This is a genomic window from Cellvibrio sp. OA-2007 (assembly GCF_000953825.1).
Classification (GTDB): Bacteria; Pseudomonadota; Gammaproteobacteria; order Pseudomonadales; family Cellvibrionaceae; genus Cellvibrio.
The window spans coordinates 71,943-97,846 of record NZ_BBUL01000094.1 but is presented as its reverse complement, the minus strand read 5'-3'; the positions used below and the strand labels follow the sequence as shown (position 1 = coordinate 97,846).

The 25,904-nt window shown below is 45.5% G+C and carries 17 protein-coding genes; 9 read left to right on the top strand and 8 right to left on the bottom strand.

The window, feature by feature from the left end:
- Positions 1 to 84: 84 nt before the first annotated feature.
- The 3 genes from AWU77_RS15110 (at position 85) to AWU77_RS15100 (ending at position 4,555) form a co-directional block, all read left to right on the top strand.
- Positions 85 to 1,440 (top strand): helix-turn-helix transcriptional regulator, encoded by a 1,356-nt coding sequence (locus AWU77_RS15110; protein ID WP_152625370.1) that lies wholly within the window; start codon positions 85 to 87, stop codon positions 1,438 to 1,440.
- A gap of 195 nt (positions 1,441 to 1,635) precedes the next feature.
- Complete coding sequence (locus AWU77_RS15105; protein ID WP_062064986.1) at positions 1,636 to 3,060, top strand: sulfatase-like hydrolase/transferase; 1,425 nt, start codon at positions 1,636 to 1,638, stop codon at positions 3,058 to 3,060.
- A 40-nt stretch (positions 3,061 to 3,100) separates the two neighbouring features.
- Positions 3,101 to 4,555 carry a sulfatase gene (locus tag AWU77_RS15100; RefSeq protein ID WP_062064984.1) on the top strand — a complete coding sequence of 485 codons (1,455 nt, stop codon included), beginning with the start codon at positions 3,101 to 3,103 and terminating at the stop codon, positions 4,553 to 4,555.
- Between the two features lie 313 nt (positions 4,556 to 4,868).
- On the opposite strand, the gene AWU77_RS15095 is transcribed toward AWU77_RS15100, so the two are convergent.
- From AWU77_RS15095 to AWU77_RS15065, 7 genes are all read right to left on the bottom strand, one after another.
- On the bottom strand, positions 4,869 to 6,605 hold the full coding sequence (locus AWU77_RS15095; protein ID WP_193747546.1) for a carbohydrate-binding protein: 1,737 nt from the start codon (positions 6,603 to 6,605) through the stop codon (positions 4,869 to 4,871).
- Between the two features lie 136 nt (positions 6,606 to 6,741).
- A complete protein-coding gene (locus AWU77_RS15090) occupies positions 6,742 to 10,041 on the bottom strand; it encodes a carbohydrate-binding protein (RefSeq protein ID WP_062064980.1) in 3,300 nt (1,099 codons plus the stop codon).
- 332 nt (positions 10,042 to 10,373) lie between these two features.
- The gene (locus tag AWU77_RS15085) at positions 10,374 to 11,633 is read right to left on the bottom strand and encodes an NAD(P)/FAD-dependent oxidoreductase (protein ID WP_062064978.1); all 1,260 of its coding nucleotides are present in this window, start codon (positions 11,631 to 11,633) and stop codon (positions 10,374 to 10,376) included.
- Between the two features lie 53 nt (positions 11,634 to 11,686).
- A complete protein-coding gene (locus AWU77_RS15080; protein ID WP_062064976.1) occupies positions 11,687 to 11,995 on the bottom strand; it encodes a 2Fe-2S iron-sulfur cluster-binding protein in 309 nt (102 codons plus the stop codon).
- Between the two features lie 51 nt (positions 11,996 to 12,046).
- Positions 12,047 to 13,216, bottom strand: coding sequence for a cytochrome P450 (locus AWU77_RS15075; protein WP_062064974.1), 1,170 nt, complete (start codon positions 13,214 to 13,216; stop codon positions 12,047 to 12,049).
- Between the two features lie 206 nt (positions 13,217 to 13,422).
- Positions 13,423 to 14,853, bottom strand: coding sequence for a carbohydrate-binding protein (locus AWU77_RS15070; RefSeq protein WP_062064972.1), 1,431 nt, complete (start codon positions 14,851 to 14,853; stop codon positions 13,423 to 13,425).
- A 246-nt stretch (positions 14,854 to 15,099) separates the two neighbouring features.
- Positions 15,100 to 16,038: a sugar kinase gene (locus AWU77_RS15065; protein WP_062064969.1), complete on the bottom strand. Its 939-nt coding sequence runs from the start codon at positions 16,036 to 16,038 to the stop codon at positions 15,100 to 15,102.
- Between the two features lie 296 nt (positions 16,039 to 16,334).
- On the opposite strand from AWU77_RS15065, the gene AWU77_RS15060 reads away from it, so the two are divergent.
- On the top strand, positions 16,335 to 17,168 hold the full coding sequence (locus AWU77_RS15060) for a hypothetical protein (protein WP_152625369.1): 834 nt from the start codon (positions 16,335 to 16,337) through the stop codon (positions 17,166 to 17,168).
- Between the two features lie 53 nt (positions 17,169 to 17,221).
- Here AWU77_RS15060 and AWU77_RS15055 read toward each other — a convergent pair whose 3' ends face one another.
- Positions 17,222 to 19,363, bottom strand: a complete 2,142-nt coding sequence (locus AWU77_RS15055) for a cellulase family glycosylhydrolase (protein WP_062064965.1) — start codon at positions 19,361 to 19,363, stop codon at positions 17,222 to 17,224.
- A gap of 293 nt (positions 19,364 to 19,656) precedes the next feature.
- Between AWU77_RS15055 and AWU77_RS15050 the strand changes: the two genes are divergently transcribed.
- The 5 genes from AWU77_RS15050 to aldA all read left to right on the top strand — a co-directional run bounded on the left by AWU77_RS15050 (position 19,657) and on the right by aldA (position 25,872).
- Positions 19,657 to 21,234 (top strand): MFS transporter, encoded by a 1,578-nt coding sequence (locus AWU77_RS15050; protein WP_062064962.1) that lies wholly within the window; start codon positions 19,657 to 19,659, stop codon positions 21,232 to 21,234.
- A 241-nt stretch (positions 21,235 to 21,475) separates the two neighbouring features.
- A complete protein-coding gene (locus AWU77_RS15045) occupies positions 21,476 to 22,615 on the top strand; it encodes a mandelate racemase/muconate lactonizing enzyme family protein (RefSeq protein ID WP_062064960.1) in 1,140 nt (379 codons plus the stop codon).
- A gap of 13 nt (positions 22,616 to 22,628) precedes the next feature.
- Positions 22,629 to 23,648: a zinc-binding dehydrogenase gene (locus AWU77_RS15040; RefSeq protein WP_062064958.1), complete on the top strand. Its 1,020-nt coding sequence runs from the start codon at positions 22,629 to 22,631 to the stop codon at positions 23,646 to 23,648.
- Between the two features lie 8 nt (positions 23,649 to 23,656).
- Entirely contained in the window at positions 23,657 to 24,421 is a 765-nt protein-coding gene (locus AWU77_RS15035) for an SDR family oxidoreductase (protein ID WP_062064956.1), read from the top strand.
- Between the two features lie 5 nt (positions 24,422 to 24,426).
- Positions 24,427 to 25,872 carry an aldehyde dehydrogenase gene (aldA, locus tag AWU77_RS15030; protein ID WP_062064954.1) on the top strand — a complete coding sequence of 482 codons (1,446 nt, stop codon included), beginning with the start codon at positions 24,427 to 24,429 and terminating at the stop codon, positions 25,870 to 25,872.
- Positions 25,873 to 25,904: the final 32 nt, after the last annotated feature.

Below are 25,904 nucleotides of genomic sequence, written 5' to 3'. Positions count from 1 at the left end.
TGTAGTGGAAGTTGATTGTTATCGCCCTGTTACTTGAATGTAGACTAAGCTTATGGGGTTATACTAGCGCGAATACCTGTTTACGTGTCGACCAATATTATGATTGATATTCCCATAGATACCATTCTTTTTGTTTTGTTACCGATATTATCGGCACAGTTGATCTTGGTGGTCCTGGTTTATTTTTCATTGGTGAGTCGGCGAGTTTTATCGGGTTATGGTTTTCATGTTTGTTATCTCGTTTGTTATGTTATTTATCTGTTGGGCAAAGCGCTGCAAAATTTTGCTGAGGCTGATTCACAATTAGGGATTTTATTTTTTCGCGTACTGGTGTTATTTGCGTTGGGCATACCTTCAATGGTGATTGCTACGGCATTACAAACTGGAACGCATGTAACCAGGCGCTACCAAGTGCTGCTGTATTCGTTGGGTTTGCTCGCGAGTGGTGGTTACATTGTCATAATGGATGCGACCACGGGGCAGTTGTTAGTGCCTGATGGGTTTAGCGCGCTGCTGCCGTTTACTCCGAGTGTTAAGCTCGCTGAATGGAGTTTAACGTTTTACCTTCTGCTCGCACTTATCGCCCCCTGTTGCTATTTGCTCTACCAGCAGCTCCAAGGGCGGCGCAGCCCCGTAGCACTCAGTTTTTTGGCGGGTAGTATTAGCTTCGGGGTGTTTCATGCTACGACTACTTTGTTTCAGCAGGCCTATTGGTTGCTTTACCTTGGTGCCATAGTGACCGTGTGCTGTTGGTGCTGGGCGGTGTATCAAGACATTCGCTACATCAAAGGGCGAGCCGAGTTATTGCAGGAGGAGTTGCAGTTATTAATTGGTTCGGGCAAAAGCGCCTCAAAGCAAGAGATCGATATCTTATTAGGGCTGTTGGAGGCCAGCACTCGCGGCAATCTTGCACTTTATAAACTTAAAGTACGCGAAACTATCGATCGTCTAACGGGCTTAGGGATTGAAGCCGGTGGCAATCTCGATAATCTTCTGGCGCGCAATGTGGAGCGCAATCAGGCGCTTGAAAATAGTGGCGATTTGCTCGCAGTGCGCGCGATTGTTACGGATGAAGCCTTAGCGTTTTCCAAACTGATTACTCAGTTGCCCAAAGAGCAGGAACATTCAATTGCTGCACGCGCGCAAGCCTTTATCAATCAACATTATCGCGATGAAATCGATGTGGCGCGTATCGCGCAAGAATTCAATGTTAGTCCGTCTTATCTTATGCGAGTGTTCAAAAAAAATACGGGCCAAACCTTGAATCAGTATTTAGTCAGCACTCGCATTAATCAGGCTAAAAAATTACTTCTACTCCAGTCCGTCACGGCTACTGCCTTTGATGTCGGTTTTAACAGCGCAAATTATTTCAGCACTGTGTTCAAAAAAGAAACCGGGCAAGCACCGGTTGATTTTCAAAAGAACCATCAGTCACCTTAAGCAAATTAATTTGGCGCATAGAATGTTTCCCTAAGTAATTAATCGTTGTTAATCAATTGCTTAGATGCTTGTTCCGGATTCTGAAGGGCGTGGTTCAGGATTTTGAAGGGCGTGGTGCAGGATTCTGAAAGCCGAGTTTTGAACTAATCATTAAGCTATTAATAATGATTAGTCCTTTGCTGCGAGCCAAATACCATGCATAAAAATCAGCGCAATTCTATTCACAACTACCTCTCTTACCTTGGCTTAGCATTACTCATCTGTAGTGCTTGGGCCTGTTATGGCGCCGAACTGGCAAAACCCAATATCGTTTTTATTCTTTCTGATGATGCCGGTTATGCCGATTTTGGCTTTCAGGGCAGCACTGAAATTCCCACGCCCAATTTGGATCAATTAGCGCAAGAGGGCGTGGTATTTAAACAGGCTTATGTCAGCGCCTCGGTCTGTGGTCCCTCGCGCGCTGGATTACTCACCGGTAAATATCCGCAACGTTTTGGTTTTGAAGAAAACAATGTACCGGGTTATATGAGCAGCTCAGGCGCCACTGGCGATGATATGGGCATGCGTTTGGATCAGCTCACCATGGCTAATTATTTAGCTGAACGCGGTTACCGCACCAGTCTTATAGGTAAATGGCACCAAGGCAATGAGGATAGGTTTCATCCGCTCAAGCGGGGATTCGATGAATTTTTTGGTTTTCGCGGCGGTGCGCGCAGTTATTTTCCCTTTACCCAAGCACACCCCAGTTCGCGCCGGGAAGATTTTTTAGAGCGCAATTTTAATAATTACGGCGAAAGCCTACTCTACCTGACTGATGCGCTAGCGAATGAGACTATCGAGTTTATTAAGCGCAATAAACACCAACCTTTTTTTACTTTTCTATCGTTGTCTGCACCTCATTATCCGATGGAGGCAGAGAAGAGCGATCTCGACCAATTTCCTCATCTTACTGGGGAGCGAAAAATATATGCTGCCATGATGTTAAACATGGATAGAGCTATAGGCCGAGTGTTGCAAACACTGCAACAGGAAGGTTTAAGTGAGAACACGCTGGTGATATTTACCAACGATAACGGTGGCCCCAGCGATCACAATGGCTCGATTAATCTCCCCTTGAGTGGCACCAAGGCCAATCTGCTAGAAGGCGGTATTCGGGTGCCAATGATTATGCGCTGGCCGGGTGTAACTAAGCCCGGTAGTAGTTATGACCCTATGGTTTCCACTCTGGATTTATTACCCACTTTTTATGCCGCCGCCGGAGGCGATGTGCGTCAGGTTACAGATTGGGATGGTGTTGACCTTAAACCCTTTTTACAGGGGAAAAATAGTCAGTCGCCACACAAAAATTTATTCTGGCGTGAGGGGCCAATTGCCGCTCTGCGGCAGGGCGATTGGAAATTACTGCGCTTTCCTGATCGCCCGGCAGAGTTATACAACATTGCTACAGATCCCTCCGAGTTAACTGATTTGGCGCTGCAAAATCCTGCTAAAGTTAGCCAACTTTATCGCCAGCTATTTGCATGGGAATTAACGCTGGATCGCCCCGCGTGGCAACTAAAACCCGAATTTTTAGGTGCGGTAATTAAACGTATGGATGATTACTGGCATAAACCCGAATAACAACATTAATGTAAAACCCGTGACTGACAGGAGTATTAAAATGATGAAACTAAGCCAGCGGTTAATGCAGGCCGCATTTATGGTGGTGATTAGTTGCAGCGCACTGGGTGCGGATAAACGCCCGAATATTGTAGTGATATTGGCTGATGATTTGGGCTATAACGATGTTGGATTTACCAATGGCCAAACAGAAATTAAAACACCGCGTCTTGATGCACTTGCCAACGAGGGGGTGGTTTTTGAAAACGGCTACGTCACTCATCCCTATTGCGGGCCGTCCCGTGCGGGTCTAATTACTGGGCGCTATCAAGCGCGCTTTGGTATGGAAAATAATGTGACTTACTCCCCTGACGACAAATACATGGGCTTACCCTTAACGGAAAAAACCTTTCCGGCGCGGCTGCAAGAAGTCGGTTATAAAACCGCTATTTTTGGCAAATGGCATTTAGGTGGTGCGCCACACTTTCAGCCTAATGAACGCGGTTTTGATTATTTTTACGGATTCTTGGATGGCGGCCACAATTATATGCCTGGAGAGGTTCATTTGGGGGCTGGCGGCTATCTGCTACCCATTATGCGCAACAAAGGTGTTGCTGAATTTGATGAATACTTAACCACAGCCTTAAGCCGCGATGCAGCGCGTTATATTGAACGCACCAGCAAAGAACAGGCGCCATTTTTTATTTACATGAGTTACAACGCGCCCCACGCACCGCTCCAGGCGCCACAAAATTATCTTGAGAAATACGCGCATATTAAAGATGAAAAACGCCGCACCTATGCCGCTATGGTGGATGCCATGGATGAAGGTATTGGTATGCTGATCGACGCTTTGGATAAAAGCGGTGAGCTGGACAATACGCTCATTTTTTTCTTGAGCGATAACGGTGGGCTTTATCCTTACTCATGGTGGCCTGACTATACCTGGGCCGATAACAGCCCTTTCCGTTTCGGTAAAGTAGCGCTTACTGAAGGCGGAGTGCATGTGCCTTTCATTGCTTACTGGCCCAAAAAAATTACCAAAGGTAAACGTTTAAACGGATTGGTTTCCGCCTTGGATATTGCCGCTACTTCTTTAGCTCTGGCGGGCGCTAATACTAAAGACGCCAAACTCGATGGCGTAGATCTCACCGCTTACGTTACCGGTAAAAGTAAACAATCACCGCACAAAGCCTTATTTTGGCGTATGGAAGAAGCCGATAATTTATGGGCTGTGCGCACGCAAACAGAAAAATATTTAAACCAGCCGTTGCCAGATTTAGGTCTCGCTTTTTTTGATATGGTTAAAGATCCTATTGAACAGCACAATATTCTCGGACAAAGGCCGAAGCAAGAACAGCAGCTAGCCAAACTTTGGAACGATTGGAATAAAAAGAATCAACGCAATGTGCTGTTGCAAAACGAGGCTTACGAAAAAAGACGGGATAGTTTTTATGATGCCTTGTATCAAGAAAGCCTGAAGGAAGCGCAAAAACCGCAGTGGTATATCCAATAATGCTACGCATAATGTCTTCATCAGCACGTTTTCTGAGGCAGGCGATAAACTTAGCCGTTTGCAGATAAGAGAATAAACATTGGATATGGAGAGTTCTGGTTTTTATGGAGACATAAAAATTTTAATGACTTAAAAATAACACACAGAGATAAATAAGAGTTCATCGTTGATGAAGAACTTAGGTGGTAGGAGTTGAAGCGTTTAAAGAAACTCTAAAAAAAGCCCGCGCCTACAGAATAAATCTCTATCCTGTTGAAGCGGGTCAGTTATTTTCCACTAAAATAATGGGTAATTTCTACGTGTGTGAAATTTACTAGGGTACTAATTCAAATTTATCCGCGTTCCATTCCCATGTAGATGCGGTAGTACCCGCACTGGCCACACGAATGGTATGCGTGCCTTTGGTGAGTGCGATTTTGTTACTTGAACTTATTTTTTGAAAGTTATCCCAACTGCCGTTATTCGGCACAGCTTGGGTTAATACTTTTACGCCATCTACGGTCACTTCCAGTGCGGCGTCAGTCATAGGTGAACTTACGTAAGCATTAAAACTGTAGTTACCATCGGCAGCTACATTCACGGTGTAATCCGCCCAATCGCCACGTTGATTGTAATTAACCGCGCTCACGCCATTAACCGTGTAGATTTTAAAACCATCGTATACACCGCCTGTTGCGGCAAAATTTTCGGCTTGTAAGGTCATGCTTACGGGTGTGGGAGTAACCGGTGAACCTATAGGATCACTGCCTACTTTGGCCACTCGAATTACATCCCCATTCCATTGCCATGCGCTGGTGCCTGTGCTTTCAATACGCAGAGTATGGGTGCCTGCGCCAATAGACAGATTATTGACAAGTGTGGTTGTAGTGTATGTTTCCCAGTCGCCGGTTGTGCCCAGGGTAATTGTACCCACCGCAATACCATCAATGCTCAGTTTTGCACCAATGCCGCTGGTCATAGGTGATGCGGTAACAATTTCAATTTTATATTGGCCGTCTGTTGGCAGTGTGACTAAATAATCGCCCCAATCACCAACAGAATTGTAATTAATATTGCCGCCGCCGGATTTATTGAAACCGATAATGGTATCGCCCGCTACCGCACTGGTTGCTTTACCGGTATCAAAATAATTAGCGAAATCGATGGTTTGTGTAGCGCCACTGGCAACACTGCTGTTGGCACTAGAGCTTGATTGTGCACTAGAGCTGGATGAACTACTTGCAACACCATCGACCAACTTGTAAGTATTAATCCAATCAACGTACATGGTATTAATTGAATCATCGTTGAGTTGGCTTTGAACAGCAAGGCCACCCAGCCAAGAAAAATCGGCAGTCCATAAATCCCAAATAATATTCATATCTCTGGTGAAATCCCGTGCAGAAACAACGCTACCTGCAGGATAACCATTTAAATAAAATTGAATATTTCGGGCATCTTTTTGCCATACACCGAACGTAAAATAAGCCTCGTTCCATCTAACGCCTTTTCCTGGCGCGCCATCCGGCAGGTTTCGGTTATCAAAGTTGCCATGGGCTCTTTGGGTATCGCCATTTACAACATGAAAATACTGAGAGTTCATTTGCCATGGAAAATTAGGCTGACAGTTACACGAAGGATTAGGATTGTTTTCGATGATGTCTATTTCATCGCGATTGTTAATGTCCCCGTTATTCAACCAAAAGGTGCTGTACGCAGAAATGTTCGCGCTTTTAATTCTAGCCTCTGTGTAGTAGGGATATTTAATTTGTGCATTAGACATTACCCGAGAACCATTAAACCACCTTGCACCAGTGCCAAGCGTTCCCTTGATCCATAAGTTTCCGTTTGAAACACCAGAGTTTTCAGCCACCATATTAACGGGTTCGCCATAATTCCATAAAGGCTTCTGCCATTTGCTCGTGTCAAAGCCACTATTAAAATCATCCGAAAGATTACTTTGTTTCTGCCACATTTTTCCCGCAGGAGGCGTTGGTTGTGCAAAAATGCTGGTACTGAACAATGTTAGTGTCAGTATATAAAACAACTTTCTTTGTGTTAATTTTTTCATTTTAATGTTTTCCTCTTTATTATCTATTAACTGCATTTAAACATTGCGGGATATTATCCTGCTCTTTTAAAAGGTATAAAAATTCCCGCTTCAATCAAGAGGCGGGAAAATACCTCAATTTAATTTTTATCTACATTTAATTTACTGGCACAAACTCAATGCGGTCTGCATTCCATTCCCAAGTTGAAGCCGTGGCGCCTGCAGAAATAATACGCACGTTGTGCATACCCTGCGTGAGGCGAACACTGTTACTGACTTCTAAGGCGGCAAACACATCCCAATTGTTATTATTCGGTACTGTCTTTTTCGCGACCGAAATGCCATCAACTAATATCTCTATCGCACCACCAACTTGAGTGGTACCCAAATAAGCATTGATACGATAGTTGCCGGTTGCGGTGACATTGATGGTGTAGTCAGCCCAGTCACCGCGTTGGTTGTAGTTAACTGCAGCTACGCCCGTTGCGGTGGTGTATTTTTGTAGGCCTTGATAGGTGCCGCCGGTAGTGGTGTAAGACTCGGCTTGAACCACTATCGGAGTTGGAGTAGCAGATGAGCTAGACGCGGCTGATGAGCGTGATGAAGATGTTGCCGCTATTTGAGTAAATTCAATGCGATCTGCATTCCACTCCCACGTTGAGGCAGTAGTGCCTGCCGACACAACGCGCAGCGTATGAGTGCCTGCACTCAACTGCACACCGGTGTTTAGGGTTAATGGCACAAACGCATCCCAATTATTGTTATTGAGTACTGTCTTTTTACCGACCGAAACATTGTCGATGAAAAGCTCAATTGCACTATCCGCTAGTGTGGTACCTAAGAAAGCATTAATTGTGTAAGTGCCGGCACTGCCGATAGTGAAACTGTAATCAGCCCAATCACCACGTTGGTTATAATTGATTGCCCCAATACCATTTGCAGTGGTGTATTTTTGGAAGCCTTGATAAGTGCCGCCCGTTGCAATGAAGTTTTCTGCTTGCACAATCACTTTAGCACCTATGCCACCAATGCTTGATGCAACTGACGAATTAACGGCTGAGGATGGCGCAATGGATGACTTAGCTACTGAGGACGGAGCTGCCGATGACGTAGGTACTGACGATGCTGCAACGGAAGACTGTGCCACGGATGAGCGCGATGACATTGTTGATGCACTTGCCGCTGAACTGGAAGGAGAATTTGTGCCGTCCAATAATTGTAAAAATTGCGCGCTGTGACCAAACCACTGCCATTCCGATGCGCCCGCACTCATAATTTTCACCCAATGTTTGCCTGGGCTTACTGTAAAGGTAGTTGGAAACCAATTTTCAAAGTGTGCATCCCAATCGCCTGAAATATTATTTAAATTTTCAGACAGCACTTCTTCGTCATCAATAAATACTTTTACCCCGGTGCCAGTTTGAATAGGCGTACCAGCACTGAGCATAAAACTAAATTTACCGCCGCTACCAAAATCGATTTGATAACTACCAAACTCACCGCGAGTATTGTCGGTGATGGCTGATGGAAAACCTTTTGTACCCCAACCCACAGCACTCGCTGCATAGCCTTCAGCAACGGTCGCATTGCGCCCGGTGGTGCTAAAGTTCGCAAGGGTGATGCTATTTTCACTGCCCACTTCAACCAATTTAACGCGCAGCGTGAAAACGTTACCCGGTAAATCTGCATGAGTGCCGGTTAATGTAACTTCACCTGATGCGATATGGGTAAGGCTACCGGTTTCAGCATCATAAGTTTGTGCAGGAACTATCACACCGGAAGCAGTCACTGTTGCGATTGCGGGGTTGTCAGAAACCCATTTAATATTTTTGTTGGTGGCATTACTTGGCGTGATGATGGCATCAATCACGTGGCCGTAATGCGCGTAGTAGTAACGAATATTGTCAGCTGCTGCGCGATAAGGGCTAAGACGGCGCTCAGAAAGCACTAACAAATCCGTTGTTTTAAAATTCACTGCAGTGGCTTTTACCGGGTTTTGGGTACCAGATGTTGCGCTGCCAATATAACTTTCGACCGTGCCAAAGGGTTTGCTATGTTGTTGTAAATATTCTAATGGTTGATTGGCACCTTTGCCGTTTTGATGACCATCTCCATCGCGAGCTGCAACGCGCATGCTGTAACGTGCGTTACCGTCTGCTTGAATTGCACGCCAGCCTTTACCGTTGTGATTTTCGAGGGCGTCGGTTGTCCATACACGCACATAATCAATTTCGTGGTCATGTTGTAGTTCAGCTGGAGTAGGCAAGCCAAACCAATCGGGCATGGTTTCGGTGTCGAGCAAAATATACAGCGGAGTATGGTGATAACGGTTTTTCATCGAGCGAATTAATTTACCATCTACATACCAGCGAAGTTCATCTGGACCCCAATAGAGTCCATATACGTGGAAGTCGGCAGCAAAATCTATGTCGGCTTTCCAGTGGCCGCCGTTTTGTAGCCCAGCTGAATGGGGCAGCAGATCATCGCCACCTTGCCAGCCTTCACGACCGCAACTTTGACCAGAAGCTTTTTTACTGAAAATACGGTGATCGTCACCTTGGTATTCAAATACCCAAGTATTCATATTGTAATAAGGGGCCCATTCAGGACGGCGCCCCGCTTGTTCGTATACATCGATTTCAAGATTATGGTCTACCAAGGCTTTGGTAAATACTCGCTCGCCTTTGATGTAGCGCACATCTTCCATTGATTTTGAATACAACCAAAAAGCACTAGAACCGACCCCTACTTTAGAGCGCACCTCAAAATAACCATAACGCACAGGTGTAGCGTTCATGGCGGTGGCTGCGCTCCAACCATTCATAAAGTTAGCGTTCAAAAAACCATAAATTTGCGACTCTACTTTTTGTTTAAGGCTGAGTTTTAGTAGGCCGCTTTCCTGGCGCACATTTTTTGGCAAAAAAGGCGCTGGCTCACGCCCGCCCCATGTGTGGTTATTAGTCACCCATTTACCGGTGCTGTCACTTGGGCTTTTAAGTACATCTAAGGTGGCTTGATTAAATTCATCACTTGCGGTTGGAACAAAACGCCAACCCGCTTTGTTGCTCAAATCAGACAGCGGGAAGCTTTGTGCGGCGGGAGTGTTATCGCGCACTATGGCTTCTGTAGCAGACCAAGGTGAGCGAATACGCATATAAGGGTATTCATAGGCTTCGGTGACTGAGTGGCCGTCTTTATCCCAATAGGTGTTGAGATTCCAAGGGGAACCATCGCACTTGAATTTATAAGACCAAGGATCACCGCCACTAAAGTCATCGGCTTTGGCTGCTGGGTTTTCTTGGTCCCAATAATTGACACTTTCAACGCGGTAATCGTGGAAGTTACCTTCCCACGCAGTAGATTTTGCTGCATACGCGGTGGGTAATATGGCTGTACTTGCGGCAATCACAACGAGTGATCGCGCCACACAGAATAGGGGGCGAGATAGTTTTTTCACAGTTGGCTCCAGGTATTATTAATTATTAACGCCGGCTGCCAAATGCTTCATTGAGGTTAAAACCGCACGAGACAAATAACCAACAATTAAATGTTGACAATCGACAGGGGCTGACACTGTAAGCCACATGCAGGGGGTAGGGCAAGTAATTGGTATTTTTAGGCAATAAAATGCTACTCAGGTAACATTTTATTGCTTTTGAGGGGGTTGGGGCGGCAGGTAGTTATCGTGTATGGATGTAATCAATTTCCCATTGGCCACTTTCGCTCGCGCCGATAAACTCAATGCGCAGACGTTTCAGTACCGCATGTATGCGCGCTCATCAATAATACCTAACATGTTGTTAGTAAATTTTCTTGTGTTAATTCGCACTGAGAATTAGCTAGGTTGGTTTTGTTAATTTTGCTATTTGTTTTAATCAATTTGGTTCCGAGAACATAGGCTTTGGCATTGTTAATTGCATCTACCGCCAGCAATTCATCCCCTGCAAAATACCAAGTGGAAAATTTCTGTTCAGTGGTGTTTTCGCGCCGAATTATGATTTGATCATAACCACTGGAGAGCCCTACCATTTGTAATTTTACATCGTACTGATCTGACCAAAACCAGGGTAGTGCATTGTAATCTTGCCCTTTGCCGCAAATAGCTAAGGCGGCAATTTTAGCTTGATCGACAGCGTTTTGTACCGACTCCAAACGTATGTGGCGTTGATAGTGCGGATTAAAGTGATAAGTGCAGTCGCCAATGGCATAGATGTTTTCATCGCTGGTGCGCGCCTGTGCGTCGACACAAATACCATTTTCAAGGGTTAAGCCCGCTTGTTCGGCGAGAGTTTTGTTTACTCGCACCCCGACACCCACAATAATAATATCGGCTGGATATTCCGCGCCGTCAGTGGTGATTACATTATTAACACCCGCGTCAGTGGTAATGGCGCTGACATTTTTATCGGTAATAATGTTTACTCCATGAGACTCGTGCAATTGTAAAAAGAATGCCGACATTTCCGGTGCAGTGACACGGGCGAGAATACGATTTTCGCGCTCTAGTACCAACACGGATGCGCCCATTTTTTTTAACGAGGCCGCCGTTTCCAAGCCTATATAACCACCGCCAATAATCACAACACGTTTGTTTGAGCTGTTGTGAATTGCGGTCTTGATAGCAATGCTATCTTCCAGATTACGCATAAAAAACAGATTGTGCGCATCAGTCAAGCCACTAATCGCCGGCACTATAGGGCTTGCGCCGGTCGCGAGAATTAATTTGTCGTAATAGAGTTCATCGCCACTATGGATAGAGACTTTTTTTGCCTTGGCATCCAGCTGGGTGACTGTAACACCCAGCAATAATTCGATTTCATCTTGCGTGTAACTGGCTTCTGGTTTGAGCGCCAGTTTTTCGATTGGATCATCGCTGGTGATATAAGCTTTTGACAGTGGTGGGCGGTGATAGGGAAGCCTTGGGTCGCTATCGATTAGGATGATTTTCCCTGCCCAGCCCTCTTTGCGCAGTGCAAAGGCAGTGTTAACACCAGCGTGACTGGCGCCGACGATAATACAAGTTGGTGTTGTAAGCGGATGCTTAGTCATAGCCTTTAACCCACAAATAATTGTTTATGGTTGTTTGAATGTTGTTGATTGGATTAGCCAACAACTTCGAGTACCAAGCCATCTACCTGAGGGGTGATTTCAATTTGGCAACACAAGCGGCTGAACTCATTTACATTGTCGTCCAGCTCCAGCATGTCTTTTTCGATTTCACTTGCGGCGTTCAATTTACTGGCATGTTCTGCGGGGACATATACATGGCAAGTTGCACAGGAGCAGACGCCACCACAGTCGCCGCCAATACCTGGAATGCCATTGTTAACCGCCAGTTCCATTGCGCTGCCGGAAGTTGCTTCCAAAGTGATGCTGTCTTTGTTGGGGGTAATAAAAGTAATTTTTGCCATTTTGTATTCTCGCGTAAAAGTGTTGGGTTCAATCTTTGTTTGAACAAAACATTATTTGGATAATTGGATATGCAACTTGTGGTAGCCAACCTTGCGCTGAAATTCACCCCAGTTTTCAATATTTTCCTGTGCATCACCCAGGGTTATTTTATCGACTTGTTGGCACAGCTCATCCAACAGAATTTGCATGATTACCCGTGCGTGAGTTGCACCAAGGCAATTGTGATGACTAAAACCAAAACCGACGTGCGGATTTAATTTTCGATCCAACACTACCTCGTTAGGGTTTTCAAAAACGCTTGCATCGCGGTTGGCGGAGGCCCAGCAGAGTGAAATTCGGGTGTCGTTTTTGACTGCATGGCCACAAACTTCACTGTCTTTAGTCGCAACTCTTCCCATATGAGTGAGGGGAGAGAAATAACGTATGAGCTCTTCAATCGCACGGTTATGAATTTCAGGTTCTTTACGTAAACGCGTCAGGGATTCGGGGTTTTCACCCAAATAAGCGAGAGTATTGGTGACCATATTGATCACTGTGTCGCGGCCGCCAGCAAAGGTGAGCACAATGATGCCTTTAATTTCATCGTGAGTTAATTTTTTGCCTTGCACTTCAGTGGCTAATAACACCGAAAAAATATCGTCGCTGGGCGATTTTTCTGCCTCGGCGATTTTTTTATCAATATAGTTATAAAGTACCTGGGCTTTGCTGCCATCTAATGGATTGTCTTCACTGCGAAATACGTGGGTTCCCCAGCTGATAAATACCTCTGCTTCTGCATAAGGAATATTAAGCAGTAGGGTTAAGGCGCGAGATTGTAGCGGCAGCGCAAAATCGTAAATGGCTTCAATGAAATCCTGTTGTAGAGATTCTTGCACTAATGCCGAAATTTGTTGACGCAAACTCTGGCGATAATTTTCCGCAAGAGGGCGTTTAAACCAAGGCTCTAAAAAAGCACGGTAATCGCCGTGTAGGGGTGGGTCTACTTCAAAGGGAACCTGGCGAATATCGCGAATATTGACTTCGGACGGCACCACAATTCTGCCGGGTGTGGCGGCAGAGCTAAAGGTTTTCCAGTCGTGCGCACATTTGCGTAAATCTTTATGGCGCAGCACCATCATCACCGGGTCATTTTGATCATCAACAAACCCAACGCCTTGCTCTGCGCGAGCTTGCTCAAATGGGTCGGGAATACCAGTGTGATTAAAAGGGCACTTGCTCATGATTGGGAGTCTCCAGCGATCATTGATAGGTTTCATGATAGAGCGGAGACCTTGCGGCTAATACACAGATAAGGTGAAAAAATATCAGAAATTTGACATGAGCTTGATTGGGCTAACTACTCTAATACAGAGCCGCTGATACGCCGCGAGTAGAAAAAAGACACTTTCAACGGCTGGTTGAAAGTGCCATTAATTTATTTAAAAGCTTACTTTTTTAAGAATTCATCAAAAAATGCTTTGGAATTATTGAGTGTTACAAATCCAAATATCCAGGCATTTTCAACGCAGTCGGAAAAATCAAAACCACCGGCTTTAATTGAGGGGTTTTCGTATCCGCTGATATTGTTGTTTGCATCCGCAACTCGTTGCGCTTCACTCCAGATATTGCCTACGCCAACATCGGCTTTTGCTCTCTGCCAATCACTACCGTCTTTGGTGTTAAATCCCGGTGTGCCGTTACCCGTTGAATTGCCGTCTGCAATTTTGTTGTATTGCGCAGTATTTTTCACATAGGTTAAATCGGCGGGTGTTGTTTTATCTTCGTTCCAGTTGCTGTGTTGAACAACATGAAAGCGCGTTTTTAAATTTATGCCGGGGTTAGCCTGCTGAATGGCTCTGAGTACATCGGCGGTAAAATCCGATTGACCCGCTTCTTGTACCCAAATGTCGCCGCCGGCATTCAATGTTGCCAAGGCTTTTTGCGTGACGTTATTAACGGCAGCATTCCAGTTGGTAGAAGCGTTAGACCAATTGCTTCCAAACGCTAAGTTAAAAAGTTGTGGTGCATCTATATAGCGGCCACCTTGAGTGCCGATAGTTCCAGCTACTGCATGGTATTTCACATTATTAAAGCGTGAGTCGTGCAACATGGTGGCAAGGGCAGCAACTGCGTGCACATCATCTAGATCAGGTTTTTGATCGAAGTGTGCGAGTAATAAATCCTTGGTTGTATTAAATTTTCCGAGAATGACATGATCCACTGGTGGATTGTTGGTGTCTGGTTCTACTTTTTTAATATCGACCCAATTGATGTTGAATCCACCTGTGAGCATATTTAAACGCAGCATTTTTTTTCCTGCGGTTAGGCTTTTTTTAGCCGAACTGATTGTTTGCCAGCTTTGCCATCCGCCTGTGTTTGGAATAGTTAGTGTGCTACCAAGTAGCGCGCCATCAATATCAATACTGAGTGCGCCGGAAGCGTTGGGTGATGCAATGCGGAGGTGAAGTTGGTATTCACCTGCACTAGTGATATTGATGGGGTATTCCAGCCATTCCCCACTATTAATCCAACCGACGTTGAGGCCACCGCCAGTATCGCTTGTTATTTGAATATCGACATTGCCGGATTGCCCTTGCCCGCCTTGATTGCCGGGTGTTGTATCAAATGCTGTTAAAAAATCTTCTGCCTGAATTTTGGCTGGGACATTGATGTAGCTGATAGTAGGTTGACCAAAACTGTCGCAGCGCAGTGTGCCGCACATGCAAATACTAAGGCTGGATTTGCTGTTGGCACAATCTGTCGCAGAGCTGCCGTAGGTGTTTTTACACTCGCTTGTAGTGTTGCACTGATCCTGTGCCAATAATGTGCTTGAAAACAATAATGCAGAAATAGAAAAACAAAATTTTATTTTATTCATGTTTATCTCCTTTTAGCTAGAGCTGACAGTAGATGGGTGCGTTTGAATAGGTGTAGCGGAATCCGCTAACAGATTGAGTCTATGCTGATGATAGAATTATTTTGTGTTGCTGTTCGCAAGGATTAGAATTAAAAAAATTATTCGGTTCTATAATTATTTTATTTGTGATCTGCTTAGTAAAAGCTCCAGCGGAACTGGAGCTTGTTTGCTTGAGTGTGAGGTGAAAAAGTAGCGTAAAAGGCGATGTTAATGAGTTGATTTGCTGAGGTGGTGCATAAAGAGTTCGCGATTGAGAATGGCTCCCTTGTGTTGAATCACCAGTGCAGATATTTTTGCTGCAAAACGAATGGCATTTTCGGGGTTTAGCCCGCGTGCGCGCGCCGCTAGATAGCTGCCATTAAAAGAATCACCTGCTGCAGTTGTATCTATAACCTGAGTGACGGGCTCAATAGCAACTTCCAATTGTTCTTGGCTTGACTGATAAATAATAGGAGCAGGGCCATCTTTAATAATAATTTCATCAATATCATAAGCACTTAAAAATTTGCTAACCGCGATTGCGGAGTCTAGCTGATAAAGATTGGTGAAATCCTCCAAGCTCGGTAAAACCAAATTGCTTGCATGAAAAGCGAGTTCGTATTGGGCTTTACAATCCTCAATAGAATCCCATAATTTTGCGCGATAGTTAGGGTCAAAAATGACTTGTGTGCCCTTTTTTTTCAGGTGGTGAATAAAATCCCAAAAAAGGGTGCGGCTATTTTTTTCTAATATGGCCAGAGAAATGCCGGAAAAAAACACTTGATCGGGAACTGTGAAAGTCGCAGCGGAAACTTGCGCCTGATGTAAATGCATGACCTGTTTTGCCGCTGAGTCATTGCGCCAATATTGAAAACTACGCTCGCCACTGGGGGTATTGTTGATCATATAGAGCCCCAAGGTTTTACTTGGGTGCTTATAGATCAAAGAGGTATCTATATCCTCTTGCTGCAGGCTGGAGATTAGTTTGGTGCTGGCGGCGTCTACCCCGACCGCACTCATGAACGATACTTGTATTGCTTCAGGCGCGCAGCGTTTTAAATATACCGCCAAACTGTGCACATCCCCCGCAAATGATTGTTGCCATAAATCTGGGCTAGCGGGGCTTAGTTCCAGCATGCTTTCGCCAATAATCACAATTCGTTTCATCGCATATTCGCTTATTTGGGACAGGGTTAAGGGGTTGCTTTCTATTCTATAGATGTATCGGTTTTATGTAAAATGTTGACAAAATGCGGCCTGGGTGCATATTGGAAAGAATTGTAGTACCCAGGCGATGCTTACCCGTTTAGTGAACAATGATCTACTCTTGTGTATAAGAGATATTGCCGGTTAACAGCGAATTCAGCGGGAGAGGGATTGTGTGCTTACATCTGCGCCATATAATCGGAATTCTATTCTTTTCGGGAGTGGGGGTCTCTTGCGGCTGCTTGGGCATGCAGGTTGTGAATTATCGTGTCCCCAGCACCCCTGTAGATCAATACGAAAACTATACGATTGAGCTACTGACCTTGGTCCTTGAAAAAACTCGCGCTAGCTATGGTGACTATGAACTTCAGCCTTTGCCTAAGGGTGTTAATCGGCTTAGAGCCAAACAAGCGATTGCAAGTAATGAGTACCCTAATTTAGTTATTGAAGATAGTTATGATGGGGTCGAGCGCTCTGCTATTACTTACATAGAGTTTCCCATCGATTTAGGGGTTTTGAGTTATAGGGTATGTTTTGTCAATCCGGGTGTGGCCCAAGCAGTGGCAACGGCGAAGACTTCTGATGAGCTCAAGCAGTACCGTATTTTGCAGGGTATTAAGTGGGCTGATACAAAAATTTTGCATGCCAACGGATTTAAAACAATCGAGGTGCCAGCTTACAAAAGCTCATTTCGTATGGTTGCCTCTGGCCGGGCGGATTTATTTTGTTTGGGGGCTAGCCAGATTATGAATGAGTATCTGCATAACAATTCAGGTTTGCATCTGACTATTGATGACAGTTTTTATTTTTATTATAAGTTGCCACGATTTTTTTTCGTTAGCGTGCAGAATAAGATATTAAAAGCCAGAATTGAACAGGGGTTGCTGGCTGCCTATAAGGATAAAAGTTTACAGACGCTATGGGATAAAAAATTTTTAGCCAGCTTGAAGTTTATACAGTTGAGTAAGCGAAGAATGTTTTCGCTCAACAATCCGTTAAATGCAAATTTAAATTCTGCCTACGAATACTACTTTGCACCATTGCCAGAAATTGCCAAGACAATTGATGTTTCCGTAAAAAATAATCAGTAAAAATAAAAAAGCCATACTCGGGTGAGTATGGCAAACGGCACGACAGAGAATGTTTAGTGGGTGAAGTTTCGGCTGTAGTGAAACGCTCTTAATGCCGCTGAACTTATGTGGCCGCCATCATCTGCAAAGGTCACCTCAATCTGATTGTTAGCTTTGAGGGTTGAATAGGGTACGGGGATCTCAATTACACCAAAAAAGTTTTCCCGCCCTTTGCCTTGGTGATATTGATCATAGCCGCGATAATCTTTTGGCACAGTTACTTCGGTGCCATTAATGATCACTTTAGGCTGCAATGACTTTCCGTGATCCCTGCCTATGCCCAAACGTAACGTGGCTTCTCCAAATGCTGCTGGAGTGATGCCGTTTATCGCAAAGTTAAGGGGACTATTGGTTTTAATTGCCTGCAAATAATTTGTTGCATATGTTTTCTGTTCAACTTTAGTTTGATCGATTACTACTGCACTTTCATAGTTCATGGAAATGATCATGGTGCCACTAGCACCAATGCTTAACGAATCTGGAAACTTGTCGCTAACCGTTTCGCTTAAGACAGGCGCGTTTTGGCTATCCAGATGTAAGTGTTTAATCGTCGCATTGGCAAAGGCAGGATTATTTAATGAATAATCATTCAGTGTGAATTCTTGCGCGTTAAATTCCAAATTGTTAATGATGAGATACACCCGCTTATTGTCGGCATAAGCATTGACGACCAGATCGGGATCGCTAGAGGTAATATCAATACGTGTTCCTTTTACGTCTGACCACAATTGATAAAACTTGATCATGTCAGTGAAAACCCATTCGTCACCAGTTTCGCCGGGTGCCTCTTTACGTTGACGCATAAGGCGGTCATTGTAGGGTATGCCATTAACGCGGCCCCATTCGGCTTTTATCGGCAGAAACGGAATCGTTTTAGCAATATTGTTGGGGCGTTCAAGAAAACTCATCAATAGACCGTTAAATGCAATCAGGCGTAATCCGTCGCGCTGTGGGGTCCAGGGATCAGAAAACATGGAGTGAATGCTGGCGCCATATTCCGATATCACTAAGGGCTTGATCTTGCCAAATTTAATCGTGTCATATTGCTCGAGCAGATCGAGGGTTGCCTCGACGTTGCTGCCGCGACGATATTTCTCGCGATTATTGTGCGCCGGAAAGTCATAGAGATGGATTGAGTAAAAGTCCATATTGGCACCGGCCAGATCAATAAAAACTTTGTCGCGGTTTAGCCATTGTTGAAAGTCATTTTTATCGTAATCGGGAAAGGCCACTGTGTAGCCGCCAATTAAAACATCGCTATTGGTCTTTCGAATTTCTGCCGCCACTGTGTTGTGAAACTGGAATACTTTTTCTACTGGCACTGGTGATGCACTAGCATCCACCAGGTCATAAAGAGGTTCATTCATAACCTCAACATAGAGCGGCTTAGGTTGACCATATAAATCGCCTGCGCCTTTATTAAAGTATTTCGCGAGATACTGCCCCATGTAGTGGCCAGTGGCAGTTCCAAAAGGTTCACTTGGGGTATCGGTCTGTGAGAGTGCCCAGCCTTTGCGGGTAGTTTTGCCATCTGGCCAGAAGGGGTGTTGCTGTGCCCCTATAATCATATCCGTTAGCCGGTTTTCAAACTGACGAATTTTGGTGCTGTTGGCATTGTTGCTATACACCCAGCGTGCGTCGCCACCTTTGGTTTGTGCGTGACTCTCGCTGACAAAACCCGGGCGAGCGGGGTCTTGATTGAGTTCACCGAGTTGCCAGGTAATGCCGCCGGTATCGCGGCCGAAATACACATCATAGCCGTCCATGACTTCGGTAATCAGGTCAGGTGAGGCGTTGGGGGCTCCCAAACTTTGGGCGTTTGAACCAAACCAATCGGCTTCGGTATTGGACGAGTGAATGGTGATGAATTTGCGCCGGTCAAAGCTGTCGATACCGCCAACAATATGTTTGATGTCTCTATTGAAACTGATTTTCGGTCTGCTGTCAGTTGAAGCGACTGAGCTGTTCGGTGTGCTCGACAGGCTAGTGCTGCTACTTGCGACTAAACTGCTAACGGCGGTGGACGATTTTGTGGGGCTGACACTGGCTTTGCTTGATGCTGGGGGGGTTGATGTTCCGCCACCGCCACCGCCACCGCCACAGCCGCCCAAAATAAGGGTATAGGTTGCGATGCTAATTAGTTGAGTGAATTTCATATCACACCTGCAATGGTTATGTTTATTTGGCCAACTGATTGGCTGCATTGCGAAGGTTAACAGTACTCCATATAAATGTATATATTTAATTGTTAACAAAAATGGCGCGTGTTACACTTGAGTCAGGGTTTCTATTTAAGTGGTGTGTGTTCTGCAGATCTGCCCTGGATGCACCAGAGTAATTGCAGTTGTTCTATTGAAAGGTGGCGATAGCCTTGCAATAGGCTTGGTTTTGTCGGTATTGATGGGCTGGGCGATCAGTTCAAATAATAACTATTGAGTGGTAATTAGATATGCAGAGAGCAAATAGAAACGCATTTTTCTTTTCCTTTATTGTGGCTCTGGGTGGATTTGTATTTGGCCTGGATATAGCCCTGATCTCCGGCACCATTAAATACATTATTGCTGAATTTAGTTTAACGGCCTTTCAAGTGGGTGCCATTGTCGGTGGTGCTACGGGGTTGGGGTCAATTGTTGCGTTGCTATGCGCGGGTTATTTTTGTGAGCGCTTTGGGCGGAAAAACACCTTATTAGTCATTGCTGCGTTGTATTTAATTTCCGCGTTGGGGTCGGCATTTGCCGTTAGTTTTGAGACGCTTTTTGCTGCGCGCTTTTTGGGCGGTTTAGCTTTTGCATCGCTCACGCTGGCATCAATGTACATTGGTGAGATTGCCCCGCCAGACTTGCGTGGCAAGTTGGTGGGACTGAATCAAATGAATATTGTGGTGGGGATTTTTATCGCGCAGCTATTAAATTTCTACATAGTGACCGTAATTAGTTCGCAGCCCGCTTGGGCAAATTGGATTGGTTTAACCGAGTTAACCAGTTGGCGTTGGATGTTAGGGTTAGAAATTTTGCCTGCGTTGGTCTGGTTTTTATTGCTCTTTTTTATTCCGGAGAGCCCGCGTTGGTTGGTGATGAATGGTAAGAAGCATAAGGCGGAAGCGGTAATTGCCAAAATTGCACCTGCTGAGATGGTTGCCCAGCAATTTAATCAGATTTGTGACAACTTAAAAGGTGCTGAGCATTCGCTGAGTGTAAGTGAGCAGTTGGGTTTGTTGTTTAAATCCAGGTTGCGTATCGCGCTTTTTATTGGTGCTGGTGCGGCCATGTTGCAATCTCTATGCGGTATGAATGCTGTTTTAGGTTATATGCCATTTATTTTTTCGCAGGTGGGTGGGGGCGATGCCAGCGCTTTCCAGCAAACCGTATGGGTTGGTGCTATAGGGTTATTTTTTACCTTCCTGGCGCTGGTGATGATTGATCGCATGGGGCGCCGTCCTATTTTGCTTTGGGGTTCGGTCTGGGCTGCTGTGAGCATGGGTGTGGTGGCTTATTGTTTTGCAGGTGCGACTTATATGTTGAGCGCAGAATCTGTCGCAGCCTTCGCTGATCGGATTGATACGTCACTATTGGCTCCTATGTTTGGGGTTGAGTATGCCAGTGATCTGGAATTTAAACGGGCATTAGTGACCCATTTAGGGTCTGCAGCGCTGGGTTCATTGCAGGTTGATTTGCTGAATACGGCTGCGCATATGCAGGGAGTGCTGGTGTTTATTGGATTAATTAGTTTTGTGGCGGCATTTAACTTTTCCTTAGGCCCAGTCATGTGGATTTTGTTTTCCGAAATATTTCCTACGCGCATCAGGGGTGTTGCCATTCCTGCTTGTGCGCTGGTCTGTACACTCTTTGGTGGCGTATTGGTGCCTACATTGTTCCCGTGGCAGATAGAGGCTCAGGGTGTTGCGGTCACATTTTTGATCTATACCTGCTTTTGCGTGTTGGGTGCTATTTTTGTTCTAAAAATGGTGCCGGAAACCAAAGGGAAAAGTTTGGAGGAAATCGAGAGTCAACTTGTCGCCGTCAAATAAAACCCTGGTTATTGATCGCCGCTGTTTTATCTCTTCTGTTTAGTCTCTTATCGCTCGCCAGATGTAGGCAAAAAGTGCCGCCATCTGGCCGTATTGGTAAGTATTACCTCGCGCTTTAGTGCTTTTTTATCGTTATTGCATTTCCGTATCCCACTTTTGAAATTATCAGACTTTTCTCCTTTACAAGTGTTTATCCTGAGTGTAGATTGTTAACAATAAACAAATGCATCGGGATAGGTCTATGCTAAATACAATTTCTTGCGTGAGTCACAACGAACTCTCTGCAACACATATCAAAGCCGTCAAAGTTGAATACTACCAAGTGCCATTGGCCGAGGTGTTATCCGATGCAAAACACGGCGATCACACCTGTTTTGAATTGCTGGTGTGCCGCATCTATTGTCAGGATGGCACCGAAGGTGTTGGTTACACCTATACCGGCGGCAAGGGCGGACGCGCCATTTACTCACTTTTGGATGATGAGCTAAAGCCAATGCTGATTGGTCGTGATGCATCGGATATTCATGCAATTTGGGAAGATTTGGGTTGGCACCTGCACTATGTGGGTCGCGGCGGTTTGGTTAGTTTCGCTATTTCTGCGGTCGATATCGCCCTGTGGGATATTCGCTGCAAGCGTCTGAATTTACCGTTGTGGAAATTGGCGGGCGCCGCGAGTAATAAAACCCGTTGCTATGCGGGCGGTATTGATTTGAATTTCAGCGAACAAAAACTGTTGAAGAATATCGATAGTTATTTGGATCGCGGTTTTAACGCGGTAAAAATTAAAGTCGGTAAAGACAATTACAAAGAAGATGTTGCGCGCGTTGCTGCGGTGCGCGAATTAATTGGTAAACACACCACCTTTATGGTCGATGCCAATTACTCAATGACCGTTGAAAAAGCTATTCGTTTTGGCCGGGCGATAGAGCAGTACGATATCACCTGGTTTGAAGAGCCAACCATTCCCGATGACTATGAAGGTTATGCCCGCATTGCGGACAGCATTAACATCGCTTTGGCGATGGGTGAAAACCTGCACACCATTCATGAATTTACCTATGCCATCAGACAAGCCAAATTAGGTTTCTTGCAGCCAGATGCATCCAATATTGGTGGCATCACCGGGTGGTTAAAAGTCGCCGAGCTAGCCTACGCACACAACTTGCCTGTTTGCAGTCACGGTATGCATGAGTTGCATGTGTCGCTGATGTCTTCCCAGCCACATGCGGGATATCTCGAAGTTCACTCCTTTCCTATAGATGCTTACACCACGCGTCCAATTGTGATCGCCGATGGTCTTGCGGTTGCTTCCGATGAGCCGGGAACCGGTGTGACATTTGATGAAAAATTACTACGTCCACATTTAATCAAACAATCCTGAGGGGATCGAAATTATGTTAGCTGCTCAATATGTTGGTAATAAAGGCTTTCAGGTTGTTGAAGGTCAAATGGTTGCTCCTGCTGCGGATGAAGTGCGTTTGCAAGTAGGGTTTGTAGGTATTTGTGGAACAGACATGCACATTTATCACGGTGTTATGGATCAGCGCGTTGCACCGCCGCAAATTATCGGCCATGAAATGTCGGGCACCATTGTTGAGATGGGAGCCAATGTAAAAGGTTTTGCTATTGGCGATCGCGTTGTGGTGCGCCCGCTCGATTATTGTGGCGAGTGCCCTGCGTGCACTGCAGGCCACAGCCATGTGTGCCACAAATTAAAATTTATGGGTATCGATAGCCCAGGCGCTTTCCAAAATTCATGGACTGTAAAAGCGCGCACTTTGCACAAACTGCCTGAGAATATCGACTTAAAACAAGGCGCGCTGATTGAGCCACTTTCTGTAGCGGTGCACGATATTTCCCGTGCGCGTTTAAAGGCTGGTGAAAAAGCAGTTGTTATTGGTGGCGGCCCCATTGGTCAGTTGGTTGCACTGGTGGCAAAAAGTGTTGGCGCTGAGGTCATGATTTCGGAAGTGAATCAGGTGCGCAATGAATTTGCCCAGAAAAATGGTATTAAAACCGTTAATCCGCTTGAGCAAGATTTAGATGCAGCAGTCAAAGAGTGGACCAACGGCAAGGGCGCAGATGTTGTGTTTGAAGTGTCTGGTGTGAAAGCGGCGATTGAAGCTATGACCAAGATTGCCTCTGTGCGCGGTCGTATTTGTATGGTGGCGATTCACTCGCAAAAGCCTGAAGTGGATCTGTTCCAATTCTTCTGGAAAGAACTTGAGTTAGTGGGCGCACGCGTTTACGAGGCGGCTGATTTTGATATGGCCATTGAATTGGTTGCATCCGGTAAAGTCAAGCTGGAGCCATTCATTAGTTCGGTATCTAGCTTGAACAACATTGGCAGCGCTTTTGCGAGCATGGATAACAATCCTGCTGGTATGAAAGCCCTTGTGTCTTGCGCGGAGTAATCACGATTATGTTGGAACAATTTAGCTTAAACGGTAAAGTCGCTTTGGTCACTGGCTGCAAACGCGGTATTGGTAAAGCAATGGCGGTGGCCCTGGCAGAAGCGGGTGCAGATATTATTGGTGTCTCGGCATCACTGGAGTTGCAAGGCTCAGAGATTGAAAAAGCGGTAACGGCTACCGGAAAAAAATTCAGTGCTTATCAATGTGATTTTGCTAATCGCGACAGTCTTTATGCCTTTATTGAAAAAGTAAAAGCAGAGCATCCGGTGATTGATATTCTGGTCAATAACGCCGGTACAATTTTGCGTGCACCTGCGGCCGAACACAGCGATGAATACTGGGATCAGGTGATTAATGTAAACCTGAATTCACAATTTATTTTGAGCCGTGAAATTGGTAAAACCATGCTTGCGCGCAAAAGCGGAAAAATTATTTTCACCGCTTCATTGTTAACCTATCAAGGTGGCGTGACTGTGCCTGGCTATGCCGCAAGTAAAGGTGCTTTAGGCCAGTTGGTGATGGCGCTGTCGAATGAGTGGGCATCGCACGGGATTAATGTGAACGCCATTGCGCCCGGTTATATCTCTACCGATAACACTGAAGCCTTGCGCAATGACAAAGATCGTTCTGCGTCTATTCTTAGTCGTATTCCGCAAGGCCGCTGGGGCACGCCGGAAGACTTTAAAGGTCCGGTTGTCTTTTTGGCATCAAGCGCATCTAACTATATGAACGGCAGCACCGTGTTGGTTGACGGCGGCTGGATGGGGAGATAAACACGATGAAAAATGATCTCAATTTTATTAATGGCCAATATGTGCCATCAAAAGCCGCTGGGCATATTGTTGTTTACAGCCCAAGCACGGGTGCTGAAATTGGCCGTATCCCGGAAGGCTGCAAAGAAGATGCACAAGACGCATTAGAGGCTGCGCAGGCAGCACAAAAGCCGTGGGCTGCCCTTACGGCGCGTGCGCGTGCAACATTGCTACGTAAGTTTGCACAGGCCATTCGCAATGAAACTGAATTGCTTGCCACTATGTTGGTGCAAGAGCAGGGCAAGTTGCTCGATGTGGCGCGCGGTGAAGTAACTGCAACGGCCACATTTATTGAATACGCCTGCGACAATGCACTCACCATTGAAGGCGATATTTTGCCTTCCGATAAACCCAATGAAAAAATTTATATCCACAAAGTGCCGCGCGGTGTTGTGGTGGCGATTACTGCCTGGAATTTTCCACTGGCATTGGCAGGCCGCAAAATTGGCCCTGCGTTAATAACAGGCAACACCATTGTTATTAAGCCGACTCAGGAAACGCCTTTAACAACATTGGAGCTGGGTCGTATTGCCAATGATGTCGGCATTCCTGCTGGTGTATTAAATATTGTGAATGGCTCTGGTTCGGTAGTAGGGCAGCACCTATGTGAAAGCCCCATCACCCGTTTAATTACCATGACTGGTAGTACTCGTGCCGGACAAATCATTTACAAGGCCAGTGCGCAGCATTTAACCCCTGTCATGTTGGAGTTGGGCGGAAAAGCCCCCTTTATCGTGATGGAAGATGCAGATCTGGAATTGGCCGCTGAAGAGGCGCTCTGGGCGCGTTTTGCCAACTGCGGACAAGTTTGTACCTGTGCCGAGCGTCTCTATGTGCATGAAAAGGTATACGACGCGTTTGTCGCCAAGTTTGTACCCAAGGTGAAGGCCTTGGTGGTGGGCGACCCAATGAACCCTGCAACGCAAATGGGCCCCAAGGTTAATCGCCGTGAAATCGAGCAGATTGATGGCTTGGTAAAACAGGGTTTGGCGCAGGGGGCGGAATTAGCCTGTGGCGGTAAACCTGCGGTAGTGCCCGGTTTTGAGCAGGGCAATTGGTACGAGCCTACGGTTCTGGTTAATGTTAAACAAGATAATGTTTTGGTTCATGAAGAAACCTTTGGCCCCATATTACCAATCGTGAAAATCAGCAGTATCGATGAGGCCATCGCTTACACCAATGACAGTGAATATGGTCTGTCGGCCTATTTATTTACCCAGAGCCTGAATTATATCCATCGTTCTATTGCAGAAATGGAAGTAGGTGAGGTCTATGTCAATCGCGGCATTGGCGAGCAGCATCAGGGTTTCCATAATGGTTGGAAGATGAGCGGTGCTGGCGGCGAAGATGGCAAGTATGGTTTGGAACAATATTTGGAAAAGAAAACAGTTTATTTAAGTGAGAAATACTAGTCGTTAACCTGCCGTATATAATGGCCGGGCTC